This window comes from Mucilaginibacter gossypii, assembly GCF_900100945.1.
Taxonomy (GTDB): Bacteria; Bacteroidota; Bacteroidia; order Sphingobacteriales; family Sphingobacteriaceae; genus Mucilaginibacter; species Mucilaginibacter gossypii.
In genome coordinates this window covers 50,400-69,570 of record NZ_FNCG01000002.1, presented here as the reverse complement: position 1 = coordinate 69,570, position 19,171 = coordinate 50,400, and the positions used below count along the sequence as shown (strand labels likewise).

General features: G+C 42.3%; 11 protein-coding genes and 1 riboswitch. All 11 genes read right to left on the bottom strand.

Annotation, left to right across the window (positions count from 1 at the left end):
• Positions 1–336: 336 nt before the first annotated feature.
• Positions 337–4,524 (bottom strand): hybrid sensor histidine kinase/response regulator transcription factor, encoded by a 4,188-nt coding sequence (locus tag BLS28_RS03790; RefSeq protein ID WP_091162982.1) that lies wholly within the window; start codon positions 4,522–4,524, stop codon positions 337–339.
• A gap of 172 nt (positions 4,525–4,696) precedes the next feature.
• Positions 4,697–5,239, bottom strand: coding sequence for an isopentenyl-diphosphate Delta-isomerase (idi, locus tag BLS28_RS03785; RefSeq protein ID WP_256337339.1), 543 nt, complete (start codon positions 5,237–5,239; stop codon positions 4,697–4,699).
• 177 nt (positions 5,240–5,416) lie between these two features.
• The gene (locus BLS28_RS03780) at positions 5,417–6,853 is read right to left on the bottom strand and encodes a SusD/RagB family nutrient-binding outer membrane lipoprotein (protein WP_091162981.1); all 1,437 of its coding nucleotides are present in this window, start codon (positions 6,851–6,853) and stop codon (positions 5,417–5,419) included.
• 6 nt (positions 6,854–6,859) lie between these two features.
• Entirely contained in the window at positions 6,860–10,042 is a 3,183-nt protein-coding gene (locus tag BLS28_RS03775) for a SusC/RagA family TonB-linked outer membrane protein (protein WP_091162980.1), read from the bottom strand.
• Positions 10,043–10,419: 377 nt separating this feature from the next.
• The gene (locus tag BLS28_RS03770) at positions 10,420–10,986 is read right to left on the bottom strand and encodes a TlpA family protein disulfide reductase (RefSeq protein WP_091162979.1); all 567 of its coding nucleotides are present in this window, start codon (positions 10,984–10,986) and stop codon (positions 10,420–10,422) included.
• Positions 10,987–11,096: 110 nt separating this feature from the next.
• Positions 11,097–11,209, bottom strand: a riboswitch (SAM riboswitch).
• 303 nt (positions 11,210–11,512) lie between these two features.
• A complete protein-coding gene (locus BLS28_RS03765) occupies positions 11,513–12,301 on the bottom strand; it encodes an isocitrate lyase/PEP mutase family protein (RefSeq protein WP_091162978.1) in 789 nt (262 codons plus the stop codon).
• 213 nt (positions 12,302–12,514) lie between these two features.
• Positions 12,515–12,895, bottom strand: a complete 381-nt coding sequence (locus BLS28_RS03760) for a YybH family protein (protein ID WP_091162977.1) — start codon at positions 12,893–12,895, stop codon at positions 12,515–12,517.
• Positions 12,896–12,966: 71 nt separating this feature from the next.
• A complete protein-coding gene (locus tag BLS28_RS03755; protein WP_091162976.1) occupies positions 12,967–13,782 on the bottom strand; it encodes a helix-turn-helix domain-containing protein in 816 nt (271 codons plus the stop codon).
• Between the two features lie 199 nt (positions 13,783–13,981).
• The gene (locus tag BLS28_RS03750) at positions 13,982–16,123 is read right to left on the bottom strand and encodes a glycoside hydrolase family 43 protein (RefSeq protein ID WP_091162975.1); all 2,142 of its coding nucleotides are present in this window, start codon (positions 16,121–16,123) and stop codon (positions 13,982–13,984) included.
• Between the two features lie 37 nt (positions 16,124–16,160).
• The gene (locus tag BLS28_RS03745) at positions 16,161–18,143 is read right to left on the bottom strand and encodes an alpha-L-arabinofuranosidase family protein (RefSeq protein WP_218134346.1); all 1,983 of its coding nucleotides are present in this window, start codon (positions 18,141–18,143) and stop codon (positions 16,161–16,163) included.
• A gap of 14 nt (positions 18,144–18,157) precedes the next feature.
• Complete coding sequence (locus tag BLS28_RS03740) at positions 18,158–19,117, bottom strand: family 43 glycosylhydrolase (RefSeq protein WP_091162973.1); 960 nt, start codon at positions 19,115–19,117, stop codon at positions 18,158–18,160.
• Between the last annotated feature and the right edge of the window lie 54 nt (positions 19,118–19,171).

Here is a 19,171-nt window from a genome sequence, read left to right as displayed (position 1 = left end):
GGTTTAAACCTTGGTTATTGGTAGGGCTAAATTGCGTTTTAAAGCAAAAATGAGTGAGGGGTAAATTCTGAATAAGACAGGGGGTATTTCATAAAAAAGCGCTTAAAAACAGCGTTTGGGGCACTTTTTAAAGAGGGGGTAAATCAATACTGGCAGGGGGACAAAAATAAGTTGTAGTATTTAGCTCCCAAACATTGCTGCGCTTGTCGTCACCTCGTTACTTTGTAAAGAAGGGCCACAAAAACCACTCTTAGCTATTTGCTGTGAAAATGAAGGCGAAGGGAAGTTGGTCCGACGAAGCATGAACCAGGTGAATCAACCAACCGATAAACAAGATTAATTCTCTTTAATCACATCCCGGTTCACGTTGTAATTGTTGTGAAATGGCTTACGATATTTCTTGATATAATCAGAAGGGTTTATCCCGAACAACTTATTAAACTGTTCCCTGAAGTATTTCAAATCATTCAAGCCCACCTTATAAGCTGTTTCGTACACGGTGCTATCGGTTGTAAGCAATATTTCGGCAGCCTTACGCAAGCGGATAAAACGGATAAAACTGTTTGCCGATTGCCCGGAAATAGATTTGATCCGCTTGTACAAATTAGAGTGACTCATGCCTATTTCGGCAGCCAGTGTTTTAATGCTGAAATCCGGGTCGGTTAAGTGCTGTTCAACTATCTGGAGGCATTTTTCCAAAAACTCCTTGTACTCCTGCGAGATCTTCAGATCGTTTGATTTGTTAAGGGTTATTTCATTATAGAAATACTTCTGCAGGTTGTTTCTGCTTTTCAGGATCCCGTTAACACGGGCCACCAGGATCTCTTTTTCAAAAGGCTTGCTAATATAATCATCCGCCCCTCCTTCAATACCTTTGAGCTTTATTTCGGGCGAGGAACTGGCGGTAAGCAATATCACAGGGATATGGTTCAGCACAGGATCTTCCTTAATACGGCTACATACCTCAATACCGCTTAACCCCTGCATCATTACGTCGCTTATCACAATATCGGGTACCAGGTGATAAACGAGGTCAAGCCCATCTGTACCATTATCAGCCTCAAAAATCTCAAACTCACCGCTAAAAATTTGTTTAAGGTAAGTACGGATCTGCTGGTTATCATCAATCAGCAGCATGGTTTTGGTGTCGGAGCTTAAAGCCTCAGAACTTTTGGCAGCGACGGCGTTTTCAGCTTCAACGGCGACTAATTCACCTTTATTCTCCATCAGCTCATCCAGGAACACCGAAGTTTCGGCAATGTCTTCAAACACAAATTGCTGCCCAAAATGCTCCCGGCCTTTTAACAGCGATACATGAAACGCCGTACCCTGCCCCTGCTGGCTGCTATAACCGATGCTGCCTTTATGATTTTCAATAAATGCTTTAACCAAATATAGCCCGATACCAAAACCGCCTGCCATTGGCGCCGAATTTTGCAACTGGTAAAACTTGCCGAATAACTGATCGCCGGTCCCCTCGGCTATTCCACAGCCGCTATCCTTGATCTCAATGGTAATTTTATCGTTAAAATCGGCTATTGTACAAGTTACTATGCCATACTCCGGTGTAAACTTCAACGCATTCGAGATGAGGTTAAACAGAGCTATTTCCATTTTTTCCCTGTCGGCATAAATCTCCATCGCATCCCTTTGACTTACAAAATCAAACTGAATATGCTTGGTACGTGCCTGGTGACTAAAACATAAAAACACCTCATGACAAAGGGATACGATATTGAGCCTTACTATTTTAAGCTTATCGGTGTCGCTTTCGGCTTTCCTGAACAGTAAAAGCTGATCAACCAAACTCAAAAGACGCCGTGCGTTGCGATAAATGATATGCAAATTGCCAGCGTCATCAGTAACCTCGCCCTTCCCGAACAACATATCCTTTACCGGGTTGATGATGAGTGTTAACGGGGTACGGAATTCATGCGAGATATTGGTAAAAAAAGAAAGTTTACGCTCGTTAAGCTCCTTATCTTTTTCGGCCGAAAGCTGGGCTACTTTAACCTCGTATTTAAGCCTGGTTTGGCGGTTTCTGTAAAGTATATAGTAATAAGTTACAACCCCTGCTGCTGCTATATAAATTAAATAAGCCCACCATGTTTTATACCAGGGCGGCAGGATCTTAACCTGTAAGGTGGCATAATTATCAAACCACAAGCCATCCTGGTTGGATGCTTTTACCCTGAACGTATATTCTCCGGGTTCAAGGTAGCGGTAAGTTGCAAGCCGCTGATCGCCAACATAGTTCCAGGTTTTATCAAGGCCATCCAGTTTATAAGCAAACCCGCCTTTATCCGGATAGGTATAATTTAATGAGGCATACTGGATAGAAAATACCGACTGATCGGGCTGTAATGTGATCTGCCTTGCCTGGTTAATGGCTTCGGGCAATACTGTACGGTCCTTGTCAAGCCCGCCAACTTCAACCTGCTTACCAAAAATTTGTAATCCGGTTATAATAACTTTTGGTTTATAGTCGCTTTGATTTACTTTTCCCGGGTCAAAAAAGTTAAGCCCTTCTGTTCCCCCAAAATACATCAATCCATTAGCAGAATCAAACAAAACAGACCCCGCGTTAAACTGCCCGGCCTGTAACCCGTCCGACTGATCATAATTTAAGATCTTGTTATTCCGTACATCAAGATTTGATAAGCCTTTATTGGTACTTAGCCATAATGAACCATCAGATGATTCCTTAATGGCCGATACTGTATTGTTAGCGAGACCATTAGTTTCATTAAACTTTTTAAAAACCCGGTTTTGAAGATCGTATGAAATTAGTCCATCGCCTTCAGTTCCTATCCATAACCTGTGTTGTTTGTCGGGATGGAGTGAAAATATCACCTGACCTGGTAAATTGCTTTTTTCATCGGCGGGTTTAAAATACCTGCTGAATTTCTTTTGCCCGGCGTTATAAAAATCAAGTCCCCCGCCATAAGTACCAACCCATAAATTACCTTTATCGTCTTCGGCAATTGATCTTACATCGTATGAAGTAAGGCCGCTATTGGCAGGTGTATAGTTGGTGAAAGTTTTTGTAACGGCATTAAACAGGCACAAGCCACCGCCATTGGTGCCAATCCATAAATTTTTATACTTGTCCTGGTAGATAACCCGTACGTCGTTACCCCCCAGGCTTTTGTTATTTGCCTGGCTGTGTACGTAGTTGACAAACGAATCCGTTTTCTTGTTATACTGCAAAAGCCCCTTTGCATAAGTACCAAACCATAAATTACCATCTTGATCGGTATAGCCGAATAAAATGGCATTATCGGTAATACTGCCGGGTTGCCCATCTGCTTTGTATTGTTTTATCAGGGTGCCGTTGTGGCTGGTTTTGTAAATCCCCTCGCCATCAGTGCCCAGCCATAAAAAGCCGTCGCTATCCTGGCATAGGCCATAAAACCTTACCAAGCTTTCGCCACTGGCCCCATAACGCTTTTTAGCAATCTTTGAAAATTTCTCCTTGATGCTGCTTACCATATAAATGCCATCGCCATAGGTACCTACCCAAACATTTTTATCCTTATCTATATAAAGCGTTTGAACAGAGCGCTGTGTAAGGTAATATCCGTCATCGCCGGTTACCGGCTGAAGAAAAAAGTTATTAATGTTGTAGTTGGGACTTGTGCCAATGTTAACTTTAAACAAACCGCCATCCTGCAGGCCTACAAGCAATTGCTTATCACTATCCTCAATAACTGATATGTATCGTTTACTTTTAATACCCTGCTGACTGGTTTGCAGTAAGGTAAATTTATTTGATTGCCTGTTGTAGTAGCCGAGCCCGCCTCCGGTTGCTATCCACATGTTGTGAAAATGATCTTCAAAAATGTCATTGATCCGGGTACCCGGCAGGTTGGCTATTGGAGGGCCTATGCCCGCAAGGTTGGCTATTACACCATCCTTATGACTAAAAACATTGATGCTGCCTTCCTGTGTACCCACCCATACCAGGCCCCTTGAATCTTCGTACAAACAGAGCACCCTGTTACTTGACAACCGGGATAAATTGGCTTGGGTGTAATTAACAACCTTTGCCGATTTGGTATTGAAATAAGAAAAGCCCTGCCCATAAGATGTGATCCATAAATTACCATCATGGCTTTGAATGATATTACTGATATCGTTTTTGACGGCCCTGTTAGAGGTGAATTTATAATGGATAAACTTTTCTGTACGGCTATCAAATTTGCTGAGGCCGTTTCTTGACGATACCCAGATGCTGCCATGAACATCGCACAAAACCTTTTGTACATAGTTACTGGCCAGCGCAGTTGAATCGCCCAGGCGCGACTTAAAAATCTTAAAAGTTGTACCGTCAAAACGATTGAGGCCATCATTGGTGGCAAACCACATAAAACCCTTATCATCCTGTGTAATGCTATTTACAATACCAAAAGAAAGACCATTTTTTAAAGAATAATTGAGGATCTTATTTTTGATGGGCGACTGGGCATAGGCCGAGGAAATGATCAAACAAAGAACAATGCAGCAGAAGGATCTCTTTTTCATTAACACGTTGCAGGCTGTGAATTACACAAATAATTGGAAGATTAAAGCTACCTAATTAATTGTAAAGTAAACAATAATATTGCAAAATGTAAAATACCCGTTACAATAAGAAGTAATGGCTCACCCCTATCATATAGAAAAATTGTAAGGACAGCATTATTTACAGCAACGATTACTGCATATCGGCGATCTGTAATTGCTGATAATGATCCATTACCTCGTCGAAACATATGGCGAGCCACCTGGTATAATCGCCCGGGTTTTCTTTCAGGTCGATTGCCAGCCGGGCCATGGTTATGTATTTAAATGAGGAGACCTCGCCATGGTCAGGGATCGGCAAAGCATCGGTGATGCCAAAAAACACATGATCGTATTCATTTTCAACCAGATCGTCCTGGATAGCTGCACAGTAAACAAAAGAAAATACAAAGTTAAGTTCGGCGGCCATTCCCATCTCCTCCTGTAACCTGCGATGGGCTGCTGTAAATGTGGGTTCGCCGGGCCTTGGATGGCTGCAGCAGGTGTTTGTCCATTTACCACCCGAGTGATATTTGCCTTCGGCGCGTCGCTGTAACAGGAGCTCTCCTTTTTTATTAAAAATAAAAACTGAAAACGCACGGTGTAGCTTCCCCTGAAGATGCGCCTCCATTTTTTCCATAGTGCCAATTTCCTGATCATCGCGATCAACCAAAATCACGGTTTCTTCTATCTTCACTCGCTATAATTTGTTGTAATCTTCCTGATGAGACACGCAGATCTCCGGAATTTCTTGTTATTTTTTGTTAATCCTAAAAACAGGGCCAAAGCCATACCGCAAATTTCAGCTTTATTTTCAAAAAAAAACGGATTTCCTTTTGGAGAAACCCGTTTTATTTTACGAAGTGACACTTGTTTAGTTTACATCAAACCAAAGCTTGGTAGTAAGCGCATCGGCTCCCTGTGCTGCTACTGCCGACTGGTAATTAGTTTTGTTCAGCGATTGCTCTGTTCCCGGATATATAAACCTTACCGGTATTTTACCATTAAGTGTACCTGCAACTGCCGGCTGTAATTGCGGATAATCAAGCCTGCGCCATTCGGTCCAGCCTTCTAATCCCTGGCCAAACAGCGCTAACCACTTTTGCTCGCCAATTGATTTTTTATAATTAGAGGCATCATATTGCACTGCCGGCTGCGCTATATAAGTAGCGATATCAGCCGAAGCAATACTGTACTGAGCCAACGCAGCAGCAACCGCCTGACTGTATAATGAAGCGGCATCTTCGGTAGCAAAACTGCGAGCGGCAGCCTCTGCCCTGTCAAACAAGCTCTCTGCATAGCTTAATATTACAGCAGGGGCATGTGGTGCACGAAAATAAGTGCCTGGTTTAGAAGTTTTGGTGAAGCCGTAATTGCTGGCATCGCCCACCAACAAACCGTTTGGCAAGCCAACATAGGTTTGAGGCGTTACATCTTGTGTTTTAGCGGCATATATTGATAAGCGGGGATCATTAAGTGCAAACAGCTTATCCACTATAGTTTTGCTGATACGGTAATCGTCACGGGTATCAAACAGGTTGCTTACCGGATTTTGGTTAGGCGAATCTAAATAAACCAACTGCGCGGTTTCGACATTCGAACTGATGTATGAACCGCCTTCGGTCTTAATATCATCTAATACTTGCTTAGCTTTTGCAGGTTCCCTATCTGCAATGCGCAAGGCGATGCGAAGCCTTAACGAGTTGGCAAACTTTTTCCATGAAGCAATATTGTTGCTATAGATCACATCTCCTGCTATAGCTTTGCCTGATGGATCAAGCGCCGTTTGAGCTGCTTTAAGGTCATCCAGCAAAGCAAAATAAACATCCTTTTGGGTGTCATAAGCCGGGGTAAGGTACTGATCAATATTGGTGGCCTGCCTGTAAGGAATACCCCCATAAGCCTCTGTTAATAAGCTAAATACCCATGAACGAAGTACCAGTGCAACGCCTTTATAATTGGTATTACCCTGGGCATCGGCAAGTTTGATGATCTGGTTAAGGTTTACAATGCTTTTTGAATAGCCCGTGCTCCACAGCTCCTCAAACGCACTACTGGCGTAAATATACCTGTCGGGGTCGGTGTATTGAATTTTAGACCAATACTGCGCAAAAAGCAGACTGGCATCCATGTTATTGGCTACACCCCAATAGGTATCTGCCGTTGCTTTGGTGGCTGCAGTTAATAAATAGTCGGGCTGTGCTGTTTGTGAGCCGTTAGGGTTTTGATTGATCTTTAACAGATCCTTTTTGCACGATGTTACCGATAATAAAACCGCGGCAGATAATATGCTGATATATTTAAGTTTCATGATGTTTTAAAATTTAAGGTTTACGTTGAAACCGATGTTACGCACGGTAGGCAGGGTAAGATCTTCGAGGCCCTGTCCGTTTCCTGCATTAAAGGCTGTTTCCGGATCAATATTCGGTGCGTTTTTATGGATGATCCACAAGTTACGGCCAACTACCGAAAATGTAGCTCCCTGGAAACCAATCTTATTCACCCATTTAGCAGGTAAAGAGTATCCCAGTTTTACTTCGCGAAGCTTGATGTATGAGGCATCGTAAACAAATGCTTCGTCAATATTGGTAAAGCCTTTGTAATATGATTGCGCAGGGATAATAGTGGTATTTGGCGAACCATCGGCCTTAACGCCTTTAAATATCATACCATCATTATAAACGGTTACACCCGCAGGGGCGGCACCGGTAACCTGCACAGCAGCAGCCGAAGTATTGTTGCCCGGGTAATAGTAACTTAAGCCTCCGTTAGCAGCGCCACGGCCCGGTAAGGTAGAAGCCAACACGCCGGTATAAGTACCTGTACGGTTGGTGTTTGAATAAATGGATCCGCCAAAACGTGCATCAACCAAAAAGCTCAGGTTAATCCCTTTGTAGGAGAAGCTGTTATTGATGCTTCCCAACCAATTTGGAGTGAATTTACCTAAATAACGTTTGGTGGTATTAAATACAGGTGTACCATTAGCGTCGATAATAATCTGACCTGAAGCATTACGTGTGTATGCGGTACCATACAAAGCACCATAAGGCTGACCAAGCGATGCTAAAACCTGCACTGTACGATCAGTGCCTAATACCACACTCTGTAAGCGGCCATCGGCATCAAGCGAAGCTACCTTACTACGGTTTAACGAGTAATTTGTAGTTATGTCCCAGGTAAATCCATTTGATTTAATTGGCGTAACACCTAACTGAACCTCGATACCTTTGTTATTAAGACGGCCACCGTTTATTACTTTTTGGCTGAAACCGGTTGATGAACTTACCTGTACGGTTAGGATCTGGTTAATACTGTTGGTGTTATAAGCACTTACATCTAAATGTACGCGATCATGGAAAAAGCCTAATTCAAAACCGGCCTCTGCCGATGTAGTGGTTTCAGGCTTAAGATGATCGTTCAGATCAATATTGGATATACTCTGTTGCGGATTTGAGCCAAAGAGATTTGAAGATGTATAAACGTTAATTAATTGAAATGGATCTGTCGCCTTACCTACTTTTGACCATCCACCTCTTAATTTAGCATAACTAAGTACATCGCTTTTAATGCCTAATGCTTCAGATAATATTAAACTGCCATTTACGGAGGGATAGAAATATGACAAGGCATCTGCCGGTAAACTTGACGACCAATCATTACGGGTTGTGAAGTTGATGAACGCGTAATTTCTGAAACCAAGCTGTGCCGAACCAAAATAGCTATAGGTTTTAAGTTTCCCATAGTAATTTGTAGAGACCAATGGATCGCGGGAGTTGCTCAGCGTGTACAAGCCGGCAACTGCAAGTTTCGGAGCCAACTGATCATTATTTTCGGTTGTCCTCACAGCTATGTTACCACCACCAAATACATCAAGCGAAAAATCGTTATTCAGCTTTTTAGTGTATTGCAACCTGGCTTCGGTGTTATTTTCGTTTACGCTGTAAGCATCCTCTTCGTATGAGCCAAACGGTGTTCCATTGGTGCCGTAGGCTACTTTAATCTTACGCCGGTCATTATAATAATCGGTACCGGTACGGAAGTTTGCTGATAGACCGTCAATGATTTTGTAATTCAGCTCGATACTACCTATCAGGTGATTTTTGTGTTGGCCTACTGTGTTTTCATAAGCCAGCCAGTATGGGTTGCTATAGTAACTATTATTCCAGTTAAAGGTATTACCATTGGCATCCTTGTAATTTTTAAGCCTGTTGATATCAACCTGGCGGCCAAACCAGGTAAACTGCAGCATGGTGCTGGTTGCACGTTTTCCATATGCACCAGGCAGGTTATCAGCATCATCTTTACTGTAATCAACAATTGTATTAACGGTTAATTTATTGTTGACACGATAGCTTGAGTTTAAAGCAAAAGAGTTACGGCCTTGTGAGGTATTGGGTACAATACCGGTTTGGTGCAGGTTATTATAGGATAACCTGAAATCGCTTTTATCGCTACTGCTCGCAATAGCAATGCCATTATTGAGTGTTACACCGGTTTTAAAAAAATCTTTTATGTTGTCGGGGTGTGCCACGAAAGGTACGGCCTGCCCATTTGAATAAAACTGTGGAATCAGTGAACCATCCAAAGCAGGGCCCCAGCTTTCGTCAACACCATCGTTAACGCCGCCGCCTTTACCATCTACATAGCTGAATTTCCCATTTGAGCCTTGACCATATTGATTTTGATATTCGGGCAATACCTGTACGTTTGAAAAGCTGGTATTGGAGTTTATAGTAACACCTAATCCTTTTGCCCCTTTGCCTGTTTTAGTGCGGATGAGGATAACGCCCGCGGCTGCACGTGAACCATAAAGCGCAGCTGCATTCGGGCCTTTCAATACACTTACCGATTCAATGTCTTCAGAATTTAAATCCGAAATAGCATTAGCAAAATCCCTTGAGCCGTTATTCCCTAAAAACTGGCTGTTATCAACTATAACACCATCAACCACAAATAAAGGTTGGTTATTGCCCGAGATAGAAGTTTCGCCACGGATAACGATCCGCGATGAACCCATATCGCCCTGGCTGTTGGTAACCTGCACACCGGCAATTTTACCCGCCAGCGCGTTTACAAAGTTGGTTTCTTTAGCTTCAGAGATATCTTTCGATTTAAGCCCTTGTACCGCGTAACCCAGCGATTTTTTATCCTTTGAGATATTGAGGGCCGTTATCACTACCTCATTCAGCGAATTTGGTGCTTCAACCAAAACTACGTTTAAGGTAGTTGTACCTTGCGTAACGGCGATTTCCTGGGTTGTAAAGCCAATGTAGCTAACCCTGATCACATCATTAACATTGGCGTTGATGATAAACTTACCATCAACATTGGTTTGTGCGCCCGTGGTTTTACCTTTAACAGATACGCTAACGCCCGGCAACGGTAGGCCGTCCGACTTGGCGGTTACCACTCCGCTAATTTTAACGGATTGCCCCGCAACCGTCTGGACGAGAATAAAAGGCAATATAATTGCCAGTAATAGCTTGTAAATTTTTAACATGATAATTAATAATTGAGATTAATTTTTGATGCTTTTACCGGTACAAAAGACATGGCTATCGCCCTAGCGGGCATAATTTGCCCGGCTCATAAGCCTATCGTAACTGTAAAGATTTGATTAGGGGATGGTAATTATTAAGCTAAGACAAGCTGCAGCAAGTCCGCATTTAAATACCATGCGTACTGTAAAGAACTAACAGCAGCAACGCATATTTTGCATACCTGAATAGATAGATTTACAGGTTAGCTGACGTATCGAAACGAAAGCATTTTTGTGTAAGAGGGTAGTTTTTGTTTTCATAAAAACGGGTATTAAATAAGTGCGGATAGATTCTTTGTTTATTGATGACAGCAAACAGGGCTGCCTTCAGTATTTTATTAATTGATAGATGCTGTTTTATTGTTAACCAAAGCGTCGACAGCTTTTACCATGGATGCAAATTCCTGTTTATCATATAAACGGGTGAGGTAAACCATTTTCCCATCACGGTCGATAACTACATTACGCGTTACGCCGCTCTTTTTGTTGGCAAACCGCCCGAAGATATCAGCCCCCGGATCAAGTGCCAGCGGATAATTAATGTTCATAACCTGGTGAAAGCCTTGTACTTTTTCAAGCGGTTCGTCACGGTCAACACCTATCAAAACCAGGCCTTTATCTTTGTAAGCCTGCCAGATCTCCTTTTCCAGATGCGGCATTTCCTCGCGGCAAACGCTGCACCAGCTTGCAGTAAACTGCAGGACAACTACTTTACCACGTAATTGCTTTAATGACGTTTTAGTACCGTCGTTTAATACAAGTTCAAAATCTGCAGGGGCGATATCGCCTGTTTTTACGATATAACCACGATCAATATTAGGATTAGCAACATTTGTTGTTTGCGCAGCGGCAAACAATGTTGTTATAGAAAGCAGGCTGGTAATAAGTAAATATTTAATATTCATTGCTATACACATTAAAATTGTGATATCAACCAGTGAAATTTATTAGCAAGAAAACAGACGAGAGAAAAGAAAGTATGTACTGCCTGCACTATGCAAGGCAATAGCTTATTACATTATCTTTTCCACCCTATTTGGGCAGACAGGAATTAGCACCTTTATAACAATGGGCTTACAGGTTGCTAAGACATCACAGGGCCTTTCCCTCAGTCTTTCTTGATAATAAAATATTCAAAGAACCTATTTGATGCCGCAAATATATACATATTCTATTAAAACTATAGACTTTGTATAATTATTGCAATAAAATGAATTAAGTTATTCAAATTGTGCAGGCTTGCTTCCAGCAATTTGTTTACTGATTGGATTAGCTGAAACTTTTTGAAGATAAATTCCATAACAACAAAAGTCCCTAACGTTCGCTGCCGGGACTTTAACCTAAACTTATTTTGCAGATTATTAAACTACCTTATAATAAGGTAAAACAAGGCAATTAGGTTTTTAATTATTTAGCACTTTTATTCGCCTGTTAACTGGCAGTCCCGTTAAAAAGGGCTGCAAAGCTATTTTCGGTTGTTATTTTTTCAATCAAATTTTCCAGTGACCGGTAGATGCTCATATTCAAAAATGGGCCTGCGCTAATCCTTTTAATGCCCGCATTTTGCAACGCTTTAAAATCCGGAAGGCCGGGCATACACATTACGCTAACCGGGAGGCGCGATAAGGCCGTTATTTTTTCAATATCTGCTATTTGGGTAATGCACGGAAAAAACAAACCATGCACACCTGCACCCTGGTAAAGTTTAGTACGGGTCAAAGCGTCTTCCAGTGCGTTTGGTAAACCAAGCAGAAAGGAATCGGTCCTTACATTTATAAATACCTCTACCCCTGTGGCGCTTAACAATGAAGTTATCTGTTTAAGTTTTGTGGCAAAGCCTACGGCATCAACAATACCTCGCTGGCCATTCACCACTATCGAATCCTCTATATTGATACCCACAACACCGATATTATATAGTTTGGTGATGTTACTGCAGATAGCCTCCGGTGTTTCGCCATAACCACCTTCAAGGTCGACTGTTAGCATGGCTGATGTTGTTGCAGCCATGCGTTTAACAACAAAAAGATAATCCTCAAAACTCATCTCTTCGCCATCTGCAAAGCCTAATGAGCTGGCAACAGCCGCGCTTGATGTGCCGATTGCTTTAAAATTTAATTTATCATAAACCAGGGCGCTTTGTGCATTCCATACATTGCCAATTTGCAAAGGTTCGGTTTGATGATGCAAGGCTAAAAATTCATTGAATCTATTTTTCATGTTCTTGTTTTTATTTTATGCTCAAAATTAGCTTGAGCTTTTTTCTAAAAATTGTATAAAACGGAAGAGATTAGTGAAAGGTGAAAGGTGAAAGGTGAAAGGTGAAAGGTGAAAGGTGAAAGGTGAAAGGTGAAAGGTGAAAGGTGAAAGGTGAAAGGTGAAACAAAAAATGGCCGGATAAATCCGGCCATTTTTTGTTTCAGATAGAGAAAATCAGGCTACGAGATTAGCCTCAGCTCCGAATGCATGATCGATGACAATTTTCCAGCTGCCGTCGGATTGTTGTTTCATTAACTCTATCCCTTTTGCGGCAATCTGTGTTTTGCCATTGTCGGTAATGCTCCACTCCGATCGGCCGACCGCTACATCGCCTGATTGCAGACAGTAAACTGTTTTGATTTCCATTACTCCGGGCACAGCGCAAATGCTTTTAACAGCCTCTTCAAACTGGGCCCTGCCTGATACTTCTTTTCCCGGTTCCGGAAAAATAATACCGTTGGCATCATACACATTCATAACTACATTTACATCTTTGGTGTTAAAAGCGGCCGCAAGTACTGCGTGCACTTCCTGTGGTGTTTTTGCTGATTTCATTTTGTTGTTTTTTTTATATCAGCAAAACTATGTGGCTCGAATAGCCCAAAATTGTATAAAACGGAAGAGTATTAACTGCCCGCTAACGCCTGATTTATAGGCGAAGCCTGAGCGGCAAAGGAATTGGGCGTAAAACCCGTAAAAAGCTTAAACTCTTTTATAAAATGAGCCTGATCAAAATAACCGGCGCTGTAGGCTACGTTGGTCAGCTTTTCTTCATTAGCGCTAACCAGGTTAAGGCTATGCTGAAAGCGGTTTATTTTATAAAATAATTTTGGCGGTAAACCCGTATACTGCGAAAAAAGGGTGTTCAAGTGCCGTGAGGAAATGTTATAACGACTGGAAATGGACAGGATATTATCGTCGCTGTAATTCTTTTTAAGACTGCTGACAATATCCCCGATAAATTTGATCTTCGAATGCTTTTTTTCGGTTGCCGATAAACGGCTCCGCAAATAATCTTCAATCATGGCTACCTTAGCGTTCAGGTCGGCAGTTTCCAATAACCTCAAATAAAGCGTTCTTAATTTAGGGCCGAATACATGCGTGGCATCAACAATTTCATTATTAAATTCTGATACCTTTTCATCAAAGAAATAAGCAGCCGAATGCGGATAAAACCGGAAACCCAGCATAATATTTCGCCCTACAGATTGTATTGCCAAAGGTTTTGTGATCTGTCCCCAAAGTTCAACCGGAGGAGTGGTGAAAAATGTATCGTCTTTTTTTGATTTCCAGTTTCCGGCACCGAGGTTAAAAATCACCTCCATGGTACCGCTCGGAAACACGATATCATCATAGCTTCTGTCCGAATCTGATTCATACAGATAGAAGCACTTAATGTAAGGCTGTAGCCTTGGCTCCGGAAGCAGCTCTTTGAAAACCATGATTACAAATATAGGATACAACGAAGTTCCCAAATTGTAAAAAACGGAACATATTTTTAGTAGCTTAAAGCGGAAGGCATAAAGCTTAAAGGCAATATCTGTTTAACTAATTTGCATAGATTTTATATAAAACAAAAGCTGCCATGTGAACCTTCAACTCGTTCACATGGCAGCCATATTATCATTCAATAACCCGCGTTTACTTTTTCACATGTACAGGTTTAATGCCTTCATGTGTAGGCGTAACCTGTTTAATCAACCCTTTATCGTCAAATTCCATTTTATCAATACAAACCTCGCGGTTGTAGCCTGCGGCATCGCCCATGGTAATGCCTTTAGGATAATTGAACCGGTGATAAACAATATACCATTCATCTGTACCCGGGATCTGGATAACTGAGTTATGGCCGGTTCCGTAAACGCCTTTAGCAGCATTTTTGGCAATAACCGTATTTTGCTGAGGAATCTCGATTGGCCCCAATGGAGATTTAGAAGTGCCATAATGCACGCTATAATTAGGGCTCCTGGTATCATTTTCAGACCACATGAAGTAGTACGTACCGTTGCGGTAAAACACATAGGTGCCTTCGTTATAATGAGCGTAAGGTGTAAGGATTTTGGTGGTGCCTGGCTTTAACGAAATCATATCATCGTTTAACTCGGCTACAGCCATATAACCATTTCCCCAGTACAAATAGTTTTTGCCTGTTTGCGGATCGGCAAAAACATCAGCATCAATCTGCTGTCCGCCTTTAACACCTTCAGGCAATTGTGCCACCAAAGGCTTGCCCGAATCGGTAAATGGCCCCGTCGGATCATTTGCTGTTGCCACCCCTATTTTTTGTGCAGCTGCGAAATAGTAGAAGTATTTATACTCGTTTCCCACCTTTTTTTCGATGATACAAGGGGCCCAGGCATTCTTTTTAGCCCAGCTCACGTCCTGCGGTAAATCAAGAATCTTACCCTCGTCTTTCCAGCTAACCATATCATCCGAAGAAAAGGCCTTAAAATACTTGCCCGACCAACCATCAAAGCCGTCGCTGGTAGGATAAATATAGAATTTGCCTGTTTTTTCGGCGTAGAGGATCTCCGGATCGGCATAGTATCCAGCAATAGCCGGGTTATGGGTTTCCTGGGCAGTAACCTCAAAAACCTGCGTTTTTTTACCTGCAATGGTTACCGAATATTTAACCGGGCCTTTGGTAAAATCCTGCGGCCTTATAGGGCTGATAGTAACGCCGGGGAACAAGGTAAACCGGGGATCAAATGATTTTAAATTAGTACCCGGTATTACAGGCAGGTGAACTTTATGGTTCGCCGTATCTAAAACGATATTGATGGTTTTAATCTGCTTGTTTAACGGCGCAAGTATGACATCTTCAGGCGTTTCCCATTTCGCAGTTAATGCCGCCCCTTCCTTTGAAGTTATTGGCATCACTGTACCATGGCGCGGATGAAAATTCATGGATACCTCATCGTCAATCAGTTTAAAGTTTTCGAGATCGGTTGTCCTGGTAAACTGGTATTTACCCTGGGTATACATATCATACATCAAAATATAACCGCTACCATCGTTTAATTTAAAAGTACCTGCCCCTTCTACCGGGTCTTTGGTTTGCTGTACGTATTTATCACGCAATACATAGCCAGAAGTTAGCTCATCTGATACCGCTATTTTTATACCTGCACCCGATCCTTCTGTTTTGAAAAACAGGTAATATTTATTGTTCTTGTAAACAATATCGCCGTCTATGCAGGCACCGCCATCCGGCTTAAAGAAAAGCTGCTTAGGCTCGGTTTCAAGACCTGTAAAATCTTTATTGGCATAAGCATAATAGATCTTATCGGCCTCTTCGCCAAAACGCATCGACCAGTAGATCATATATTGTTTTTTCTGTGGATCATAAATGGTTTGCGGTGCCCATACCCTGTTCACGCCTGCAAACTTTTCATAAAGTTTGGTGATATCAATGGTTTTCGAGCTCCATTGTACCAGGTCGGTTGATTTGAGCAATACCATAGAATAATCCGGCCCCCAGCCGTATTTTTCGGTATTCATATCGGTTGCAACCATGTAAAATGTTTTACCGTCGGCAGCTCGCATAATATGCGGATCCCGAACACCGCCGGTAGCACTGATATCCGCTGAATTTAAAACGGGGTGATTGTTATTCAGCGCACGGAAATGATACCCATCGTTACTCAAAGCAAAACGAATTTCTTCGCCGCCTTTACTGCCTGTAAAATAAGTAAACAGGTAGGCGCTGAATTTTTGATGCGGCTGCGCTATAACCGCCGTATAAAAGCTAACTAAAACGCCCAGTAAAACTATTTTTTTCATGTATAATTGATTTGTTATTTTCGAATATTCGGGACAATTATTTGTGCTTTTCCATACTTCTGCTGCTAATTCTGACAACCGTCAATGAATAGGCAGGTACAGTGAAAGCCCACTTTTTTTGCAATTTTATTACTGATGATTGAGGGACGATAGCTTGCGGATTGTCGGTAGAATTCTTCACCTCCGGATTGCCTGTAATAACAGTAAGCGTTGCCGATTTGGGTAGTTGACCAATTTTTGACAGGTCTGCCTCTCCCGAAACGGGAACACTACCGGCATTAGCAATTTTCAGGATCAGATCCCCAGTCGCAGAGTCGCGCACGGTTGAAACACCTGCCGTGGTATCCAATACAGTTTTTTCGCCTTTCATTTTTATTACACCCGGCAAATACTCATTGCCCGAATTAACGGCAAACTGCTGCTGAACATAGTAGTTTACCGTTGGGAAAACCTGAGTGCCATTAAAATATATCAGGTTCGGGTTCCATGATGCATGGCCTATCCTGGCAATAAGCGGTGCGTATGACGCCATCCTAACCACGTCTCCATTGCGTTCTAAACTGATCATGTACACGGCTTCTGATAAGGCATTAAACAAGGTATTGCCCCACGAAGCATATTCTCCAATATAAACTTTTGACCTGAGCCTGTTGTATGCATCATAACGCTGGGTATTTTTTAAAAACCATTGCGGCTTTTCATAATAATGCTCATCAACAATACCAACCGAAAGCTGATCGGCCAACTTCCAGCCTTTATCAAAATCTTCGCCCTTCGGACTTGGCCCAACCGTACCAATAATTTTAATTTCGGGATGGGCCTTGTGTACGGCATCATAGATCATCCTAAACCGTTCCTCAAATACGCCAGTGATTTTATCCTCATTGCCGATGCCGAGGTACTCCAGGTTAAAAGGCGCAGGATGACCTGCAGCGGCACGCTTTGCGCCCCAGGTAGAAGTGACCGGCCCATTAGCATATTCTATCAAATCAAGTACATCCTGTACATAAGCTTTCATTTCTTCCACCGGGATACCCTTTTGTCCGGTGCCTCCTATTTTCCAGGTTCCACCCGAATTTTGACAACTTACGCCTGCCGCAAGCACCGGCACCGGTTTTGCCCCGATATCCTCACAAAACTGGAAATATTCAAAATATCCCAAACCTACCGACTGATGATAGTTCCAGATGTTACGTTGCTCTACCCTTTGCTCAACCGGGCCGATGGTATTTTTCCAGCGATAAATGTTGGCGACGCCATCCCCATGAGTAAGGCAGCCGCCGGGGAAACGCATAAACTTTGGTTTTATATCGGCAATAACCTGCGCCAAATCGGCACGCAATCCATTGTTATGATTTTTAAAAGTTTCCTCCGGGCACAATGACACCATATCTATCCCGATTTTCCCTTTCGCTTTAAACAGCAATACCAGTTTAGCACTATCGTTATCAAAATTCACATGAATCTGTTCGGCGTATTTTTTCCAGCCTTTATCAGATGTTGTAAATGAGGAAGAACCTAATTCTTTACCCTTCCGATCAACAAGAGCTACTTTTACAGGTAAAGACTGATCTGAAATTGCATTTAAAAAAACTGAAAAATTATAGTTTTTACCCGCCTTTACAGGGATCCCATCAAACCCTGAATTTTCAAGTCCCACTCCTTTTTGCCCTTCATCCTGGATATCAAGTAAAATATAATGCGGATTATTGGGATGTACCGGGGTAGCTGTTTCTACTGAAATGGTACCATAGCCAAAACCGTCCGTTTGATATTTCCAGGCGGTCATTGAATTCCAGTCGCGGTTATCGGCCGGGCTGTACTCAAATGAGCGGTTCTGGATAAGCTCGGCATAAAGGCCTCCATCTGCCGCATAACTTAAATCCTCAAAAAAAATCCCGAAAAGGTCTGGACTGATCTTTCTTGGCTTTGCGGCATCGCCTTTTTGCTGTGCAGAGGCTCCAAGCCAGGTAAATGCCAGTGTTGATAACAGCGCTGTGCAGGCTATCTTTTTCATCATAACAGGTTATAAGGTTAATTGAACTTTTGTACTCCTTTAGTGCTTACCTTTTTAATATTGCCATCGGCATCAAAATTTAAACTGTCAAGGCACAGCTGCCGCAATACAAATGATTCCTTTTGCGGAAAAATGCGGTGATATAAAATATAACGCTGTCCTTTTTCAACAAAAGTGGTATTGTGGCCCGGGCCAATCACGGTACTATCCGCAGAAGTATTCAATATAACCCGGTGCTCATCCTCCTGAAAAGGCCCAAGCGGGCTATTTCCTTTCGCATACCCTACCTGGTAGGTTGCATCAATGGCTTTACCCTCCGAAAACATGAGGTAATAGGTTTGATTGCGTTTAACCATATGTGCGCCTTCAAAAAAATGCGGCGTGGTGATATTTTTTGGCGCTCCGTCAAACGAAACCATATCGTCCTTTAGCTTTACGGCCATACAATGCCCGTTGATCCATTTATACCCCGATCCCCAATACAAATAAGCGCTGCCGTCACTATCAATAAAGCAATCCGGATCGATATTATGCACCTGCGGATAATCTGTAGATTTTACCATAGGCGTATTGTCGCTCTTTAAATTTTTCCAGGGGCCAAGCGGTGTATTGCTTACGCCTCCCCAAACCTCACCGCCTACAGCTACATACATGTAAAATTTGTTGTCCTTTCCTTTTACTACAGATGGCGCCCAAACCATTTCGTTGAGCGAGGTTGGAGTGGTGCAGGCTTGTTTGGTAGGCCAGTTGATATGATGCCTCGTAAACTTAATAAAATCGGTAGTCTCCAATACGGCCAGCTCTTTATCGCCCCAGGGATCAATTGTGGCATAAATAAAATAGCGGCCTTTATCTTTCACAATAGTTGGATCGGCGAAGTATCCCCCGGTTATTGGATTTGGGATCATTTGCTTTTGTGCACGCGAAGCTGCGCCAATCAAAACAAGTGTAAAAAAGAAAAGTATGCGCTTGGTCATAATAAAGGTAAAAACAATTCAATATTAAGTGTTATTTTAACAATTAACGAATTA

What these genes read in the sequence shown, in the direction of transcription:
- BLS28_RS03750 (WP_091162975.1), bottom strand. Translation starts at nt 16,123, where the DNA reads ATGAAAAAAATAGTTTTACTGGGCGTTTTAGTTAGCTTTTATACGGCG.
- BLS28_RS03740 (WP_091162973.1), bottom strand. Translation starts at nt 19,117, where the DNA reads ATGACCAAGCGCATACTTTTCTTTTTTACACTTGTTTTGATTGGCGCA.
- BLS28_RS03760 (WP_091162977.1), bottom strand. Translation starts at nt 12,895, where the DNA reads ATGAAATCAGCAAAAACACCACAGGAAGTGCACGCAGTACTTGCGGCC.
- BLS28_RS03780 (WP_091162981.1), bottom strand. Translation starts at nt 6,853, where the DNA reads ATGAAACTTAAATATATCAGCATATTATCTGCCGCGGTTTTATTATCG.
- BLS28_RS03775 (WP_091162980.1), bottom strand. Translation starts at nt 10,042, where the DNA reads ATGTTAAAAATTTACAAGCTATTACTGGCAATTATATTGCCTTTTATT.
- BLS28_RS03745 (WP_218134346.1), bottom strand. Translation starts at nt 18,143, where the DNA reads ATGATGAAAAAGATAGCCTGCACAGCGCTGTTATCAACACTGGCATTT.
- BLS28_RS03790 (WP_091162982.1), bottom strand. Translation starts at nt 4,524, where the DNA reads ATGAAAAAGAGATCCTTCTGCTGCATTGTTCTTTGTTTGATCATTTCC.
- BLS28_RS03765 (WP_091162978.1), bottom strand. Translation starts at nt 12,301, where the DNA reads ATGAAAAATAGATTCAATGAATTTTTAGCCTTGCATCATCAAACCGAA.
- BLS28_RS03770 (WP_091162979.1), bottom strand. Translation starts at nt 10,986, where the DNA reads ATGAATATTAAATATTTACTTATTACCAGCCTGCTTTCTATAACAACA.
- BLS28_RS03755 (WP_091162976.1), bottom strand. Translation starts at nt 13,782, where the DNA reads ATGGTTTTCAAAGAGCTGCTTCCGGAGCCAAGGCTACAGCCTTACATT.